This window comes from Halalkalibacterium ligniniphilum (assembly GCF_000334155.1).
GTDB lineage: Bacteria > Bacillota > Bacilli > Bacillales > Bacillaceae_D > Halalkalibacterium > Halalkalibacterium ligniniphilum.
This window is the reverse complement of the sequence record NZ_ANNK01000106.1, coordinates 1-16,545: the sequence shown is the minus strand read 5'-3', so window position 1 is coordinate 16,545 and position 16,545 is coordinate 1. Positions and strand designations below refer to the sequence as shown.

At 41.4% G+C, this 16,545-nt stretch carries 17 protein-coding genes and 1 other annotated feature; of the genes, 10 read left to right on the top strand and 7 right to left on the bottom strand.

What is annotated here, in order from left to right; all coding sequences use genetic code 11:
* The first annotated feature begins 223 nt into the window (after positions 1 to 223).
* The 4 genes from bioB to BLT_RS0113045 all read left to right on the top strand — a co-directional run bounded on the left by bioB (position 224) and on the right by BLT_RS0113045 (position 3,093).
* The gene (gene bioB, locus BLT_RS0113060) at positions 224 to 1,219 is read left to right on the top strand and encodes a biotin synthase BioB (RefSeq protein WP_017728226.1); all 996 of its coding nucleotides are present in this window, start codon (positions 224 to 226) and stop codon (positions 1,217 to 1,219) included.
* A gap of 204 nt (positions 1,220 to 1,423) precedes the next feature.
* Positions 1,424 to 1,858, top strand: a complete 435-nt coding sequence (locus tag BLT_RS0113055) for a PH domain-containing protein (protein ID WP_017728225.1) — start codon at positions 1,424 to 1,426, stop codon at positions 1,856 to 1,858.
* A gap of 143 nt (positions 1,859 to 2,001) precedes the next feature.
* Positions 2,002 to 2,460, top strand: a complete 459-nt coding sequence (locus BLT_RS0113050) for a GNAT family N-acetyltransferase (protein WP_017728224.1) — start codon at positions 2,002 to 2,004, stop codon at positions 2,458 to 2,460.
* Between the two features lie 24 nt (positions 2,461 to 2,484).
* Positions 2,485 to 3,093 carry a transglutaminase-like domain-containing protein gene (locus BLT_RS0113045; protein ID WP_017728223.1) on the top strand — a complete coding sequence of 203 codons (609 nt, stop codon included), beginning with the start codon at positions 2,485 to 2,487 and terminating at the stop codon, positions 3,091 to 3,093.
* Positions 3,094 to 3,279: 186 nt separating this feature from the next.
* Here BLT_RS0113045 and folE2 read toward each other — a convergent pair whose 3' ends face one another.
* Positions 3,280 to 4,179 (bottom strand): GTP cyclohydrolase FolE2, encoded by a 900-nt coding sequence (folE2, locus tag BLT_RS0113040; protein ID WP_017728222.1) that lies wholly within the window; start codon positions 4,177 to 4,179, stop codon positions 3,280 to 3,282.
* 175 nt (positions 4,180 to 4,354) lie between these two features.
* Between folE2 and BLT_RS0113035 the strand changes: the two genes are divergently transcribed.
* Both BLT_RS0113035 and BLT_RS0113030 read left to right on the top strand, forming a co-directional pair.
* On the top strand, positions 4,355 to 4,666 hold the full coding sequence (locus BLT_RS0113035) for a hypothetical protein (protein WP_017728221.1): 312 nt from the start codon (positions 4,355 to 4,357) through the stop codon (positions 4,664 to 4,666).
* A 591-nt stretch (positions 4,667 to 5,257) separates the two neighbouring features.
* On the top strand, positions 5,258 to 6,628 hold the full coding sequence (locus BLT_RS0113030) for an aspartate kinase (protein ID WP_017728220.1): 1,371 nt from the start codon (positions 5,258 to 5,260) through the stop codon (positions 6,626 to 6,628).
* Positions 6,629 to 7,081: 453 nt separating this feature from the next.
* Here the strand turns inward: BLT_RS0113030 and BLT_RS0113025 are convergent, their stop codons facing one another.
* Positions 7,082 to 8,290, bottom strand: a complete 1,209-nt coding sequence (locus tag BLT_RS0113025; RefSeq protein WP_017728219.1) for an IS110 family transposase — start codon at positions 8,288 to 8,290, stop codon at positions 7,082 to 7,084.
* Positions 8,291 to 8,534: 244 nt separating this feature from the next.
* Positions 8,535 to 9,386, bottom strand: a complete 852-nt coding sequence (locus BLT_RS0113020; protein ID WP_017728218.1) for an ion transporter — start codon at positions 9,384 to 9,386, stop codon at positions 8,535 to 8,537.
* Between the two features lie 163 nt (positions 9,387 to 9,549).
* Here BLT_RS0113020 and BLT_RS0113015 point away from each other — a divergent pair, with 163 nt between their 5' ends.
* Positions 9,550 to 9,771 (top strand): WYL domain-containing protein, encoded by a 222-nt coding sequence (locus tag BLT_RS0113015; RefSeq protein WP_017728217.1) that lies wholly within the window; start codon positions 9,550 to 9,552, stop codon positions 9,769 to 9,771.
* A gap of 78 nt (positions 9,772 to 9,849) precedes the next feature.
* A complete protein-coding gene (locus tag BLT_RS0113010; protein WP_017728216.1) occupies positions 9,850 to 10,887 on the top strand; it encodes an NAD(P)/FAD-dependent oxidoreductase in 1,038 nt (345 codons plus the stop codon).
* 43 nt (positions 10,888 to 10,930) lie between these two features.
* On the opposite strand, the gene proC is transcribed toward BLT_RS0113010, so the two are convergent.
* The 3 genes from proC to proB are packed head-to-tail and all read right to left on the bottom strand — an operon-like array spanning position 10,931 to position 14,148.
* Positions 10,931 to 11,767: a pyrroline-5-carboxylate reductase gene (gene proC / locus BLT_RS0113005; RefSeq protein WP_017728215.1), complete on the bottom strand. Its 837-nt coding sequence runs from the start codon at positions 11,765 to 11,767 to the stop codon at positions 10,931 to 10,933.
* A gap of 12 nt (positions 11,768 to 11,779) precedes the next feature.
* Entirely contained in the window at positions 11,780 to 13,027 is a 1,248-nt protein-coding gene (locus BLT_RS0113000; RefSeq protein WP_017728214.1) for a glutamate-5-semialdehyde dehydrogenase, read from the bottom strand.
* On the bottom strand, positions 13,024 to 14,148 hold the full coding sequence (proB, locus tag BLT_RS0112995; RefSeq protein ID WP_017728213.1) for a glutamate 5-kinase: 1,125 nt from the start codon (positions 14,146 to 14,148) through the stop codon (positions 13,024 to 13,026). Before proB ends, BLT_RS0113000 begins: the two co-directional genes overlap by 4 nt.
* A gap of 72 nt (positions 14,149 to 14,220) precedes the next feature.
* Positions 14,221 to 14,425: a binding site (T-box leader), on the bottom strand.
* 148 nt (positions 14,426 to 14,573) lie between these two features.
* Between proB and BLT_RS0112990 the strand changes: the two genes are divergently transcribed.
* Complete coding sequence (locus tag BLT_RS0112990) at positions 14,574 to 15,356, top strand: SDR family NAD(P)-dependent oxidoreductase (protein WP_017728212.1); 783 nt, start codon at positions 14,574 to 14,576, stop codon at positions 15,354 to 15,356.
* A 391-nt stretch (positions 15,357 to 15,747) separates the two neighbouring features.
* Positions 15,748 to 15,885 carry a hypothetical protein gene (locus BLT_RS24065; protein WP_017728211.1) on the top strand — a complete coding sequence of 46 codons (138 nt, stop codon included), beginning with the start codon at positions 15,748 to 15,750 and terminating at the stop codon, positions 15,883 to 15,885.
* Between the two features lie 180 nt (positions 15,886 to 16,065).
* Here the strand turns inward: BLT_RS24065 and BLT_RS0112980 are convergent, their stop codons facing one another.
* The gene (locus BLT_RS0112980) at positions 16,066 to 16,272 is read right to left on the bottom strand and encodes a YqzH family protein (protein WP_017728210.1); all 207 of its coding nucleotides are present in this window, start codon (positions 16,270 to 16,272) and stop codon (positions 16,066 to 16,068) included.
* Positions 16,273 to 16,545 lie beyond the last annotated feature (273 nt).

Genomic DNA, 16,545 nt, shown 5'->3' with positions numbered 1-16,545 from the left:
CTTGAGGTAAAGATTGTCAGTTCGTAGTTAACCTATTCAAAATCAGGAAATGGGTGCCTGCCCCTTTTCTTTCACTTATTTAAAATGCAAATGAAGCAAAATAACCGTTCTAAAAAGCTCGGAAAGCAATCCTGATTCTGTAAAAAAGAAATTGTCAGCTAGCCTGTTTTAATGTTAACCTATAAATATAAAAAGTTAACATAAAATGAAGGGTGGCAGTCAAATGTTGAATACCATTGAATTAAATTGGAGTGAGCTTGCAGAAAAAGCAATGAAAGAAGGAATCACAAAGGAGGAAGGCCTTCAAATCTTGCAATCAGACGAAAAAGAGCTGCTTTCAATCCTTCACGCAGCATATGAAATTCGTCATCATTATTATGGAAACAAAGTGAAGCTTAATATGATTTTAAACGCTAAAAGTAATTTATGCCCTGAAAACTGTGGGTATTGTGCCCAATCCATCGTTTCGAAAGCACCGAATGTAGAAACGTACCCTCTCCTTGATAAAGAAACGATTGTCAATGGAGCGAGGGAAGCGCTTGCTCGAAAGGCGGGAACGTACTGTATTGTTGCAAGTGGGAGAGGACCAACGGATCGGGAGCTTGATACGGTTGTGGAAGCAGTAAAAGAAATCCGTGAAACAATCCCTGTAAAATTATGTGCATGTCTTGGACTATTAACTGAAGAGAAAGCCAATCGTTTAAAGGAAGCCGGTGTCCACCGATACAATCATAATATTAATACTCATGTGGATAATCATGAGAACATTACAACGACTCATACATATGACGATCGAGTTGAAACGATTGGGCATGTGAAAGAGACAGGTATGTCCCCATGTTCAGGCGTTATTATTGGAATGGGTGAAACGGACGAGCAAATTGTTGAAATGGCCATGGCTCTAAAAGACCTTGATGCTGATTCCATTCCTGTGAACTTCCTGCATGCTGTCGAAGGCACACCTCTTGAAAAACAAGAGCCGGTAAAGCCAACGAAAGCGTTAAAGGTTCTTGCCCTTATGCGATTTATGAATCCGACCAAGGAAATTCGCGTGTCTGGTGGTCGTGAAAAAACACTTAGACACTTGCAGCCACTTTCCCTCTATGCGGCTAATTCTGTTTTTGTAGGCGATTATTTAACAACTGCAGGCCAAAAGGTAGATTGGGATCATGAGATGATTGAGGATTTAGGGTTTGAAATAGAAACCCGGGCGATTTAGAAGCCATTCAAAAAAATATTGTCACGGAAATCCCGCTGTTTGAATTTTTAAACAGCGGGATGCTTTGTTATAGAAATGATTTGGGTTCAGTATGAAACGAATTTCAAATATCGTAATCAATTTTGTTTTTAGGCTGACCATGTTTCAAGTATTTGCTAAAATATAGCTAAAAACAGAGGACAAAAAATTTTAGGAGACGAGCCCATGTATTTTCCATCGAAAAAAGACCTATGGTTATCAATCATTATATGGGGTACGATTGGTGTCTGTATCATTATGCCAGTTATCGATAGAGAGCCGTTTGCCTTTTTTATAGGGTTACCCGTCGCTCTTTTTATGGCTTGGCTGTGGTTTACTACTGGTTATACAATTGAAGAGAAGCGGCTAGTGATTCGATATGGGCCGTTTAAGAAGGTCGTCATGATCGCAGAAATCAGTAAGATAAATAAAGTTAAAAATCCAATGTCTGCCCCGGCATTGTCAATGGATCGCTTGAAAATCACGTATGGCAAATTATTCGGTTTTGCGGTTATTTCTCCAATCAACCAAAATAAGTTTGTACAGGTGTTAGTACAGAAAAACCCAAACATTCAGCTGGATGACAGATTGAAAGAAATGCTTAAAATAAAAATTGATTAAATACGAACCTGTTCACTACGAAATTTAGAAGAACATGACTTTCTTTTTCATTGGACTAGTGCGGCTGCAAACCCCTATTTTAAATTTTTGAATATATATTCTTTTTGATGTATAATTACAAGGTGTTAAGAGAGGAATGTAGAATGACCAAAACAGAGTGGCGTAAGGGAGACTATTTGATTTCGATTGATAAAAACGCTTTACAGCTAGAGCTGATTGCTCGGTTTTTAAGTGAAGAATCATACTGGTCGAAAGGGATCTCAAAAGAGGATGTTGAAAAATCAATTCAGCATTCAGCGATCTGCTTTGGGATGTATTATCAAGACCAATTAAGGGGCGAGAGAATACAAATAGGTTTTGCTAGGGTGATTACTGATCTTGTGACCTTTGCCTACCTTACAGATGTATTTATTGTAAAAGAGCACCGAGGAAAGGGGCTTGGCAAATGGCTTCTTGAGACAATCACGAGCTATGAGCCTTTACATATTCGGAGGATCATGCTGAACACGGATGACGGACACTCCTTTTATGAAGAGTTTGGCTTTGAACCGTTAGATAAGCCTCATTTGTTTATGCAAATTAAGGGAATCGGGGCTTTTTAATGAAAGAGAGGAGAGGAGCAAAGGGTGAAGCTTGTTTTAGAATCCAATCAGAAGATGGACTATTTGCAAGAATCAGATGTAATTGATTTTTCCCATCCAGTCATTCAAAAAATGATGAGCAACTTGTTTAATGATAAGCAAACAGATATGGAAAAAGCGAAAATTGCCTTTCAATTTGTCCGGGATCACATTTCTCATTCATGGGATATTCAAGGAACAAGGGTGACGAGCAAAGCGTCAGAGGTGCTTATATATGGAGAAGGAATCTGCTATGCCAAATCGAATTTATTAGCCGCTTTGCTCCGAGGACAAGGTATCCCCACAGGCTTTTGCTATCAGCGTTTAATGATTTTTGATACGCCGGAAAAAGGCTACTCCCTTCATGCTTTAAATGGTGTGTTTTTACAATCGATCAATCGTTGGATTCGATTAGATGCTCGCGGAAATAAACCAGGCGTTCAGGCAGAATTCTCTGTTGATAAAGAAATTCTCGCCTTTTCGGTTCAAGAAGCTTTTGATGAAAAGGATTATTCGATCATTTACACAAAGCCGAACGAAAAAATAGTTGCGGTGTTAAAGCAGCATTCAGATGCAATCGAGATGTACAAGCACCATTTGCCAGATGCTCTTTAAACATAGGAGGCTAATCCTTTTACTTTGGATCAGCCTCTTTTCTGTGAGAAGGGAACGGAGCTTGAGCTCGAAATGAGAAAGCACCGGAGTTCTTTTGCTCACACTGCCTTCATTGAAGTGGTACGCAGACTACGTGATGTACTCGATTGCAGCCAAGTGGAAAGAGCGAACCGGTCATGCAGGTTTCTATGTGAGTGATTCTTTTGAATAAGAAAGGATGGCGATTGCGTCGTGCTGATGAATCGACTCTTCATTTCGGCACTGAATTTCAAATGATTTCACCTGGTCATTTTCATAAAGGTCAGCAGCAACAAGGCGAGCTAAATCCTCTACAAATCGTGGGTTCTCATACGCTCGCTCTGTCACAGCTTTTTCGTCTGGTCTTTTTAGGACTGGATACAGAATCGAGCTGGCATTGCTTTCGGCAGCTTCCACAAGGAATGATTTCCAATCTGTGTCAACGAATTCGTCGACGTTCACTTTCATGGTAACGTAACCACGCTGATTGTGGGCGCTGTACTCACTAATTTCCTTTGAACAAGGGCAAAGCGTCGTCACAGCAGCGGTTAAGGTAACCCTTGCCTCATAGCCACTGTTCTCATCATAGGTGACATCATAGGTAACGTCGGCATGAGCGAGTCCTTCTTTTTTTAGTTCGGGACTCTCTCTTTTGAAAAACCAAGGAAACGAAACAGATACGTGTGAAGATCGTTGCTTCATTTCAACGGCTAAAATTTGCGCGAATTCTCGCAAGCTTTCAAGGGAGAGCATATGTACTTGATAGTATTCGTGGAGCTGCTCTGTTAAGCGGCTCATGTTAATTCCTTTATATTCAGAGGAGAGGCTCGTTGATAGTGTAAATGTCGCGGTTGATGTTTGGATTGTTGGTTCAATGGATGATTCCAACATCACTGGATATTTTACATTTGAAACCCCCACCTGCTGAATCGGAAAATAATAATCATCTGGGCGATTTTGCAAATCAGGCATTTTATCTTTTTCATTTGGCTTTGTTCCCTTTACAGGTGGAACGGAACCAAAATGGCGATGGCGTTCGTCTTTAGGTGGTAATTTTGGCTGGTTCATGAACCTCACTCCTACAAAAGATTTTGTCTGTAGCTTTAAATTTTATCATAATTTGTTGTAGGGGCAAACATTGTTTGTTTTAATGGTCAAAATGGTTTCAAAAGTTCGACATTGATTCTTTGAACCTGTTTAACTAAACTAGGAGAGAAGGAAAACAGAAAGTTGGGATGAACAGATGAATGGTTTAAAATGGGGAATGGTGGGCCTTGTAGGTCTGCTTATCATTGCAGGGCTAGTAATCCAAACAACAGCCACTGCACCATCTGACACGCGAATGATTGTGGATCATACAAAAAATGTGTACGTATCACCGCCTTGCTATGATGATGCAGAGTTAACAAATAACTTAGAGGAATTAACATTGGAGGGAGCGCTTGCTACTGGCTATGAGCCAGAATCTGCTTGTACAACAGATTCCCTTCAAGGTGAATCACAGCCGCTCATTCTTTCCCTCTTTGGAGTTGGCGAGGAAAAATGGGATTGGTAATACGAGAGGACTCTTTTCGGTTCATCGAAAAGGGTCTTTTTCTATAAAATAGCGACGGAGCTTCTGTTCAAGTTTAGGAACGAATGAAGCCTTTTCGCTCATATTCTTACCTTGAAATTGGCGAAAAAACAGATGTGCCTACATCGTTTCAAATGATGACAGTGAGGATCGTGTCGAGCGAGCATTTCTAGCCTCCGATGGTAGGGAAGGGAAATGGAAGAGGTACTGAGTAATTATGATCGTAGTTATTTGATGTATTTAAAAGTTGACGAAGAAGAAATGTAAGAGGCGTAACAAGTAATGAGAGATAAGATCTCTTGAATGTTCTCCATATGAAAATCAACGCAGTGATCTCCATACATGACCAAGCCATTCTATTTGCATTTTCGAGGCATTAAGATGATTTAACCCGAATAGGGCGTTTTATCCCCTTGATGTACTCTAAGGACGCGAGAGCCTATTACACGTAAGATAAAGAGAAGAGAAGCGTTTTGCATGGATAATGTAGGTATGGTAGATTTAGAATGTTCAAAAATCTCAAGAAGCATGGTATAACATAGAGAGAGTATGAGATAGGAGATGGAGAGAAAGATGAAGGTAGCAAAATTTGGAGGAACCTCTGTAGCTAGCGCTGAACAAATTCGAAAGGTCGCAGAAATTGTCGTAGCTGATGAACAGCGAAAGGTAGTCGTTGTATCAGCTCCAGGAAAGCGAGATAAGGAAGATACGAAGGTAACAGATTTATTAATTCATTTAGGTGAAACACACTTACGAGATGGCCATGCTGAAAAGGCGTTACAGGCTGTGATCTCTCGCTATGCAGAAATCGCCCAAGGCTTAGAGCTTGGTGAAGAAATCGTTCAAGTCATTGAAACGGATTTAAGAGCACGCCTTTCCTTTGATACAAGTCACCCAGGGAAATTTATGGATTTAATCAAAGCAAGTGGTGAGGACAACAATGCAAAGCTGATTGCGAACTATTTTCAGAGCAGAGGGCTACAAGCTGTTTATGTGAGTCCGAAAGAGGCTGGCTTGCTTGTCAGTGATGAACCAGGAAATGCGCAAGTGTTACCTGAAGCATATGATAACCTACGTGAACTGAGAAATCGTAAAGAAATCATTGTCTTTCCAGGATTTTTTGGTTTTTCCAAAGAGGGGAACCTCGTCACGTTTCCACGTGGTGGCTCAGATATTACCGGTTCCATTTTGGCAGCTGGCGTTCAAGCAGAGCTTTATGAAAATTTTACAGATGTTGATTCAGTGTTCGCTGCTAATCCAATGGTCGTTTCAAATCCAGTTAAGATTCGCAGAATGACTTACCGGGAAATGCGGGAGCTTTCATATGCAGGCTTCTCCGTTTTCCATGATGAAGCACTGATTCCAGCATTCCGCCAATCGATCCCTGTTTGTATTAAAAATACAAACAACCCAGAAGCGAGAGGGACGATGATTATTGCTGAACGGGAATATTTCATGAATCCTGTGATCGGAATTGCTGCAGACAAAGGCTTTTGTACGATTTACGTGCGTAAATATTTAATGAACCGTGAAGTCGGTTTTGGTCGCCGATTGTTACAAATTCTTGAAGATGAAGGGCTTTCCTATGAACATATCCCATCAGGAATTGACGATACATCCGTCATCCTTCGTCAAAATCAGCTTACAGATGAAATAGAGCATCGCATCCTTACAAGAATTAAGGAAGAGCTTTGTGTAGATGATGTGTTTATTGAAAAAGATTTTGCCATGGTCATGATTGTTGGTGAAGGGATGCATAACACGGTCGGTATATCAGCTAGAGCAACAGCAGCTCTTGCCCGTGCGAATGTGAACATCGAGATGATTAACCAAGGCTCATCAGAGGTCAGTCTTGTTTTCGGAATCCATGAAGAAGATACAGATGTAGCGATTCGTGAACTTTATGAAGAATTTTTCGGTGCAGCTGACGGAACCGTCCAGTGATCGTTTATGGAATATGACTTTTTATAACGGAGTAAAGCCTCATTTAGGTTCATAAAAAGAGGCTTCATTGTAAGGATAAGCCCTTTTAAAATGATTGAGGCTGGGACATAACGAACGTGTATGATAGAAAAATGCGAACAATGCACAACCTTAGCGGAGGAATATACGTAGACTCCTGCGGAAAGCGAAGGATAGTTCCGAAGTGAATGCTATGCATCAACGATCATGACGTTCGGATTCCTCTTCAATAAAAACTCTTTTGTCCCAGCCTCTTTTCTTACCTCTAGTCAAGTGTTTTTCATCACATTTATATGGGTTAGAAGATTTAATTTAGAGGGGGAAGGGGGCTTCTCTCACTCCAAATTAAATTGCGTAAGGCAAATAGACCTAACGATGTGTGTTTTTTCGAAAGGTCAAGTGTGATATAGTATACGTAACTAATTTACGAACAGGTTAAACTGCTTCGTAATCATAGGTAATGTTGTGTGTGATGAGATGAAATACCACTTTCAAAAATTTATTCACACACGCTATTGACGCAACTTTATGGGGCTTTCCTTGAGGTTGCGTTTTTAATTTGTCGTAATACTCTACAATATGGTTGTTCGTCTTGGTGCGAAGTCTAATCATCGTTTGAATCATATAGAATAAGATTTTTCGTAGCTTGTTATTCCCTCGCTTATTAATTTTATCCTTATAAAATGTCTTACCTGATTGATACCGCATGATATCAATCCCAACGTATGCATTTAATTGTTTAGGGTTTTTAAAACGTCGTAGATCCCCGAATTCTCCAATTAATCTTACAGCTGTTGCTTCACCAATCCCTGGAAATGAAAGTAATACCTTATACTCGATATGTTCCTCTGATAGAGTAACCATCTCTTTTATAAGTTTTTCTTTTTTCTCTTTTAAATCTGCAATACGTTTGGCATAATCTCGAACTTGGTCACAGCGGACATCTTCTCTTGATATCGCTGGGTAAGAATCTCTCGCTGCGTGAAGTAATTCGATGCCTTTCTCTTCAGCGCACGTAAGGGATATATTCTTTTTTGTATTCGCCTTGATTCGGTTTCGTATGACCGTTTTAGAACTATTTAATACTTCATCTGGGTGGGGAAATAGTTGAACGACATTTAAAAAGAGTGCCGAACGCTTAGAAAATAGATGTTCAAGCTCAGGGAAACTAAGTTGTAAAATTGCGTGCATACGACTAAATAGATTGATTACTTCACTATCTAATTCATTATAATAACGTGTGAGTGCACGCATTTGTTTATAATAAATTTCTTCTTGGTAAGTCGTGGTACGTTCTGTTCGAAAGTGAGATTTAGCTAGCTCATGAGCATCACTTTTATCCGTCTTATTACGGCGCATAGAAGACGTTTGTATAGTCGCTTCCAATGGGCTCACTCTATGATAAGTGTGACCTTCTGTTTGAAAAAAGTACTCTAATGGTCTTGAATATACACCTGTTGCTTCAAATACGATTTCAGGTGCTTGTCCATCCAGTGTAGTCAATTCATAAATTTTTTCATTCAAAGCTTTAAACGATGATTTAGTGTGGGTAAGTTCACCTTCATGTTCGCATTGCTTATGATGATTATAGATCACCATCGTACTTTTCCCCATACTAACATCGAATGCCAGTACATGTTTCATATTCACTTCTCCTTCTCTTGCCAATCATAGAAGCCTTCACATTGCCTTATCGATTCCACTTTCTTTTACTCGATCTCTTAGGACCCAACATACTAAACTGATTCAAATAAGGGTGTGAAGTTGGCCGGTTTTAAATGCGGACTCTTAAATGGTCCCAGAGGCTGGTCGGCCTTACTTCACTTCTACTATAAAAAATAGTAGCACAAACCCTGGCCGGGGTCTGTACTACTAATCTTAGTATGTTTTACTTTAATTTTTTATTCATTTCAGCAAGCATTTGCTTCATTTCAGATACTTCACCGCGTAGCTGAGACAGCTCTGCCTGAAGCTGTTCTTTCTCCTCCTCGATTTCTCCCTTTAACTCTAATTCATTGGCTTTTTCCACGTTATTAACGATTACCCCGATAAATAGGTTAAAAATAATAAAGGTTCCAACAAGAATAAAGCTGACAAAATAAATCCATGCTCCTGTCATTTCAGCAGATATCGGTCTCATGACACCACTTGCCCAAGAGTCCAATGTAACTAATTGAAACAACGTTAACAAGGTTTGCTGAAGAGTACCGAAAAACTCTGGAGCCACTGACGAAAACAGCATTGTGCCAATAACAGCGAAAATATAAAAGACCATGCTCATCAAGATTAAAATATTCCCTAAGGCTGGAATCGTCATTAACAATGCATCGACAAGACGTCGCAAGGAAGGTATAACAGAAATCGCTCGCAGCACGCGAAGGACACGTAATATACGTAAAACCGTGATAAACTGGGCACCTGCAAAGATGTGACCAGCTGAGACAATAAGTAGATCAAACCAGTTCCAAGGATTTTTAAAAAATCGTTTCGTCGGATTAGAAGCAATTAGCCTCATGGCAATTTCAATCGTAAAAGTCCATAGTAATATGAAGTCAATTGTAAAGAATAACCCCTTATGCTCGTTATAAAGAGAAGGATAAGTCTCAAGTCCAACGATCACCGCGTTAAATAAAATAAGTACAATGACCGTTACGGTAAACGCTCGGTGGTCAACGACTTTCTCAACTACTTTTCTAAACGAGGAATTAGCGTTTGGTTGAAGTTCCTGTTTTGAGACCATGCTAGTTCAATCACTCCTCATCTACGTTCCACACACGCCCTTGCTTATTTTACTAGATTTTAAGCCAACAATAAAGAGAAGGATGCTCATGCAGAAACGAACTAATGTTCTTGTTTTAGGGTGTGTGTTCGTATATAATGAGCTTTAGAAAGGTGGATGAGGCATGGAAGGGCTATTAAATCGTAGCATCTTAGAAAATCGACCGCTTGAAGTGATTTATCAGTCCTCAAAGGGAGCATTCACACAGCGAACTTTGATGGTTAAAAGCTTTAACGATACGTATGTCATGGCCTTTTGTTTAATGCGCAGAAAAGTAAGGGTATTTAAGCGGTGCAATATTTTGTCTGCCAGATTAAAAAGCAGTAAAAAATTGTCGGACGCCTAAAAATAAGTAATATTTTTGTTCAAACGACTATTTTGATAAAATAGAGATATCAGAATTTTCATATAAGGGGAGATTTCTTTGACGGAACACTATGATGTCATCATTATTGGCGCAGGATTATCTGGACTAATGGCTGCCCGTACGGTAGCAGAAGCGGGGCTTCGTTATCTCGTTTTAGATAAAGGAAAAAGTGTCGGGGGACGAATGGCGACAAGAAGGATTGGTGAAGGGCGTGCCGATCACGGGGCACAATTTTTTACAGCTCGCTCTGAGACAATGAAGAACTATTGCTCCGAATGGGAAGAAAAAGGATGGATTCAAGTTTGGACGAACGGCTTTCATCAACTAAGCGGTGAAGGAGGTTCTCTAGTGAGAGCATCCGTTGACGGCTATCCTCGCTACAAGGCAAACGACGGAATGAATGCGCTTACAAAGAAGCTAGCAAATGGACTTTCTGTAAAAACAGAGGTGAAAGTGAACGAGCTTCGCTTTCGCAACAAGCAGTGGGCGATCGAAGCAACGGAATTCATGAGCCATAAGAAGCTGAATTTTTCAGCAGATGCGGTTCTTTCAACTGCACCCGTTCCCCAATCATTAGCTTTATTGCTCCGTGAAGATCTAGAATCAGATGTGAAGGAAGAGCTTGAAGCTCTTTTATATGAACCTTGCCTCTGTGCACTGCTTGTACTAGAAGGTCCGAGTGGCGTACCTGACAATGGAGGAATTCAAGGAGACGGGATTATCGCTTTTATTGGTGATAATCAGAAAAAAGGAATTTCAGCTTCTCCAATTGTGACGGTCCAAGCTTCAGGCGCATGGAGTTTGAGCCACTATAATGACGACGAAGAGGAACTTCTTAAAATATTCATCCACAAAATAAGGCCTTTAATTGGAAACGCAGCGATTAAAAGTGCGCAGCTGAAAAAGTGGCGCTATGCAAAACCTTCATCCTTGTATCCGGATCGCTTTTTGGCTGCGATGGACCCTGGACCGATCGCCTTTGCCGGGGATGCATTCAAGGAAGGAAAGGTGGAAGGAGCGATTTTATCTGGATTAGAGGCAGGAAAATGGCTTATGGAAAGACAGCGCCATTCAAAAAGACAAGGGGAAAATTAAGAATGCAAAGACGAGCAACATCCTTCACTGCTCGTCTTTTCACCTATTTGTTTAATTCTGTAAAAACACTACCTAGCTCGGTTGACCTTGCAATGGCTCTTGTTACGGCCTCCTGCATCGCTGCCTGTGTCTCGCGTTCCTGAAGGACACCAATGCCTGCTTCTGTTGTCCCTCCTGGGCTCATCACTTCTTTGTAGAGCTCAGCTGTTGATTTGGTCGTAGAAAGGAGTCGTTTTCCAACACCAATCAGCGTTTGGGCAAGGAGCACTTTGGCTTCATTCTCTGAAAGACCTGCATCCGCCGCAGCCCGTTCCATTGCCTCTACTAAATAGTAAAAATAGGCTGGCCCGCTCCCAGCAATCCCAGTCACCGCATCGAGCTTATCTTCTGTAACCGTTGTGACGGTTCCAATCGCCTCAAATAGATGCGTGACAAGAACCATATGAGTGGAGTTGGCTGTCTTTCCTGCACTAATCCCTGTTGCGGAAGCGCCTACTTTCGCCGAAGTATTTGGCATTGTTCGAATAACTGGCGCATTGTGACCGAGTAGGTCTTCAATATACGTTGTCGGAATTCCAGCAAGAACGGAAACAAAAAGCTGATCCTTTGACGTCACATGCTTGACATCTTCAATGGCCTCCTTGACGTTTTTCGGTTTCATGGCAAGGACGACAATGTCTCCTTCCTTTACAGCCTGCTCGCGATCTTGAAGCGTTCTAATTTGATAGCGGTTTTCTAAATACGCTAGCTTTTCTTCATCAGATTGATTTGTTGCAATAATTTGATGAGGAACGACAATTTGTTGCGCAACAAGGCCTGCAATGATCGATTCTGCCATTGAGCCTGCACCTAAAAAGGTGATCGTTTTGTTTTGTAGCATGCTGATCACACCCTATTCTCTAATTTGTCCAGTGCCTCGGATGACATATTTCGTTGATGTGAGTGCAGAAAGCCCCATTGGACCTCGAGCATGTAGCTTTTGGGTGCTAATCCCGATTTCTGCACCAAATCCAAATTCAAAGCCATCTGTAAAGCGAGTGGAGGCATTATGATAAACGGCTGCCGCATCAACTCGATTTAAAAACGTAACGACGTGTTCATCGGTTTCACTAATAATCGCTTCTGAATGCTTCGTGCCGTAGGTTTCAATATGAGCGATCGCTTCTTCTACATCTGCGACGATTTTAACGGCAACAGATAAGGAGAGGTATTCATTTGCCCAGTCGGATTCCGTTGCTTTCTGTGCAGTGGAATCGACAGAAATGACCTTGTCATCTCCAAAAATACTCACATCTTTTTGTTTTAATGCATCTAGAAGTGAAGCTAAATGCTGATCTGCCCATTTTTGGTGAACAAGAATCGTCTCTGCAGCGTTACAAACAGATGGGCGCTGTGTTTTTGCATTCACGGCAATCGAAATGGCCATGTCTGTTTGTGCCGTTTCATCAATGTAAATATGGCAATTACCTTCACCGGTTTCAAGCACAGGAACGGATGCATTTTTCACGACCGATTGAATTAAATTCGCTCCTCCTCGTGGAATCAACACATCAAGGTACTCGTTTAATTTAAACATTTCTTGTGCCGTTTCTCGGCTCGTATCTTCAAGCAATTGAACTGCATCGGCTGGAATGTCTGTTTGTTCTAGAGCTCGCTGAACAACAGTAACAATCGCTTTGTTCGAATGAATCGCCGATGAGCTTCCACGTAACAGAACGGCATTTCCAGCTTTCAAGCATAAGCCTGATGCATCGACCGTAACGTTTGGCCGCGCCTCATAAATCATGCCGATGACACCGAGTGGCACGCGAATTTTTTCAATTTTGATGCCGTTTGGCCGTTCAAATAAGTCAAGCGATTCACCGACAGGATCTTGAAGCTCAGCCACTTGTAGTAATCCTTCGGCCATTGCTTTGATCCGTTCCTCCGTTAAGGAGAGACGGTCTAAAAGAGCATCGCTAATCCCTTGCTGGCGACCTTTGTCCAAGTCTTTTTCGTTTTCCTCAAGAATGTAGGCTTGCTCTTGAATGAGTTGCTCCGCCATTTTTTTCAGTGCTTCGTTTTTTGATTCTGTTGACAGAATTACTAATGTTTTACTCGCTTGCTGTGCCTGTTGTGCTTTTTGAATTAATTCACTCATTGTTTCATCGTCTCCTTTGAGTAGCTTACCCAGTTATCACGGTGAATGACCTCAGACCGGCGTAAGGAGGTAACTTGTTTTGCTTCCTCACTAGAACGGCCTTGTATTTTTCTTAATTGCTCTGCTGATACAGAAATTTGCCCTTTTCCAAGAATGCGGTTGTCTCGGTTGACTACTGTCACCACATCTCCAGGCTCAAAATGTCCCTCTACATGGATAACCCCTGCTGGTAACAAGCTTTTTCCCTTTAAAATCAGTGCTTTTTCCGCACCACTGTCAATTTGAATGGTTCCAGATACTTGTGAATGGAGACTAATCCATTGTTTTTTGTTGCCAACAGGAAGCTCAGAAGCATCTCCGATGTAAGTGCCATCGCCTTTACCTTCTAAAATATCTATTAGCTTTGAAGGACCTTTTCCCTTGCCGATAAACACTTGAACCCCAAGGGAAAGGGCGGTTTTTGCAGCAAGCACCTTTGACTTCATGCCTCCTGTGCCCACGCTTGAGCCAGTTGCTCCCGCCTGCTCAATCAGCTCATTGGAAAGGTGAGGGAGGTAATGATATTTTTTCGCATCTGGGTTTTTCATTGGATTTGAGTCATATAACCCATTCACGTCCGTCAAAATACAAAGCAAATCTGCGTGGACTAAGCCGCTGACGAGAGCTGAAAGCATATCATTGTCGCCAAAGGTTAGCTCTTCAATCGAGGTGGAGTCATTTTCGTTAATGATTGGCAATGCTCCACGCTTCAGCAATTCTGAAAGTGACGCATAGGCGTTTGAATATTGGGTGCGGTTTTGAAAATCCTGCCGTGTTAACAGAAGCTGAGCTGTCACGATGCTGTGAGCCTTCAACGCTTCGGTATAATGCTGCATAAGAAGCCCCTGACCGACCGCTGCTGCTGCTTGCTTTCCAGCCATCGTCGTCGGACGGACGGGATAGCCGAGAACGTTGAATCCGGCAGCAACCGCCCCTGAGGAAATGAGGATGACCTCATGCCCAAGACCCTTGAGCAAAGCGATCGCCTCCACATGCTCTTGTAGTTTTGATTTGCTTAAGGAGCCGTTTTTGTCGGTTAGGGAGCTGCTTCCAATTTTTACTACGATCCGTCGTTTTCCCATGCGTATCCCCTCTTTTTGCAAGTAAAAATGATGTCTAGCTAATGCTGGAAAATAAAAAAACCTCGCGTCCAAAAAAAGGACGGAGGATTGATTCCGCGGTACCACCTTTGTTGGCAAAATGCCCACTTTAACCCCGTAACGTGGAAGGACGTTCAGGCTTTACCTGACTGCTCAAGGGCAGGTTCAGCAGATTTAGCGGTGGTGGACCTTTCAGCCGGTGGGTGCCACTTTCTGTTCACATAAATGTCTACTTACTAATCCCTATCAAAGCATTCGTTTTTTTAGTTGAACTCATTATAAGACGTATTTAAAAGGTCGTCAAGATATAATCTGACAATTTCAAGAGGTGAATAAAAACTAATCCTTTCAACACCGTTCATTCTTCGTTATGATTAAAAAAGATTGATTGTCAAAGGAGTAAAACAATGCTTCAAAATAAAATCATTTTTATTACAGGTGCCTCAAGTGGACTTGGTCGTCAATTGGCCTTCGATGTCTCAAGACGTGGCGCCACTTCAGTGCTTTTCGCTCGTTCAAAAGAAAAGCTTGATTCTGCAAAAGAAGCAATCGAACGAAACGGGGGGGTGGCTCATGTATATCCCCTCGATGTGTCAGATCATAATCAGATTCCAAAAATCATTAACCAGGCAATAGATGATGTCGGTGGAGTAGATGTATTAGTGAACAATGCTGGTTACGCAACATTTGAGCTTTTTTCAGAAAGTGACATGACTAATAATAAAATGATGTTTGATGTAAATGTCCTTGGGATAATGGCAGTGACGCACAGCGTGCTCCCGACAATGGTAAGCCAGGGGAAAGGTCATATTGTAAATATTGCCTCACAGGCAGGGAAGCTTTCAACCCCAAAATCAAGTGTCTACGCAGCTACCAAGCATGCGGTGCTTGGTTTTACAAACAGCTTACGTATGGAGCTTGAAGAAAAGGGGATTCATGTGAGTGCCATCAACCCTGGACCCATACGGACCCCCTTTTTTGAGCAAGCTGACCAAAGTGGTTCCTATGTTAAAAACATTGAACGGTACATGCTCGATGTTGAGGATGTTTCGGAAAAAATCATTCGGCTTCTAGAGAAGCCAAGGCGCGAGCTTAATCTTCCGTGGTGGATGAACATTGGCGCGACGATTTATCAGGTTGCACCTCGCCTTCTTGAGAAGCTGGCAGGAAAGCAATTTCGTCAAAAGTAAGATTTCTATGAAATCATCACGCCGAACTAAGGACCGGTTAAATGAATATTAAAAAAAGGTTGCTCAGGATTCATCACACCATTCATTTTAGTTATACTAATAACTGTTTTATTGTCTTTTACTTTTGAGCAAAGTTGGTATCTTATTTTTGCAGTCTTATTGTATGTTTTTCCCTTTGTTTTACTATACAGTGTGCTGTGTGGATGGATAGCGGACAAAATGACAATGAAATTAAATGCAAGTAAATTTGTAAATTTACTTTTCTACTTCTTTTTTGCTTTCATTATATCTGTTCTGCTATTTAGGGATGATCTAACGAGTTTTTATCTTTTTCTATAGGGGCCGCTGCTTGGCTATGGAAGTATAATTTAGGTTAAAGAGACAAATAATCATGACGAGAATTAAACTGTTTTTTGATAAAGAGGCTGGGACAAACGAGTTTTTATTGAAGATACATCCGAACGTCATGATCGTTGCTGCATCGCAATCGCTTCGGAAATATCCTTCGCTTTCCGCGGGCGGCTGGTGAGCCTCCTCGTGCTTTTCGCACTGTGGGGTCTCACCTTTGCCTTTGATCCCGCAGGAGTCTACGTATATTTCCTCCGCTAAGGTTGTGCATTGTTCGCATGTTTAATCATACATGTTCGTTACGTCACAGCCTCTTTATCTTTATACAAATTTTAATGAAAGTTGCAGGACATCTTAGTCTCTAAACTCTGTCCTGTTCACTAAAAAAATAGCTATAGCACACATCATGAATCGTCTCTTCTAGTTCTTCATTTGTCTCGGCTTGGACCTGTGTCAAGATGGTAGTGATCAATCCTTCTTGTTCTTGTTCTGTGATGGGGATCATCGTGTCGTTCGTATAGCTTGCCACAATCCGCTCGATTTTTTTCAGTAAAAAACGCTGGTCCATCCTTATGCCTCCAATTGATAAAAAAATTGCTGATGAAAGCTGCCCATCGTTTCAATAGGTGCGGCAGCTTTTCATGTTTTTCATAAACATGAGGGCTATATCTAACAGCATACCACTCATTCGGAAAGGAAGGATAGACGGTTTAATGCTGCTTTCTCTGAACGAGGTTATAGGCAGCTTAAGTAGGAGAGGAGCGCCCCTAAAAGAACTATAGCCAATGCCCAAAACATTATCATGAAGATCCTTTCTGGTAATAATAAAGCAAGTCATCGA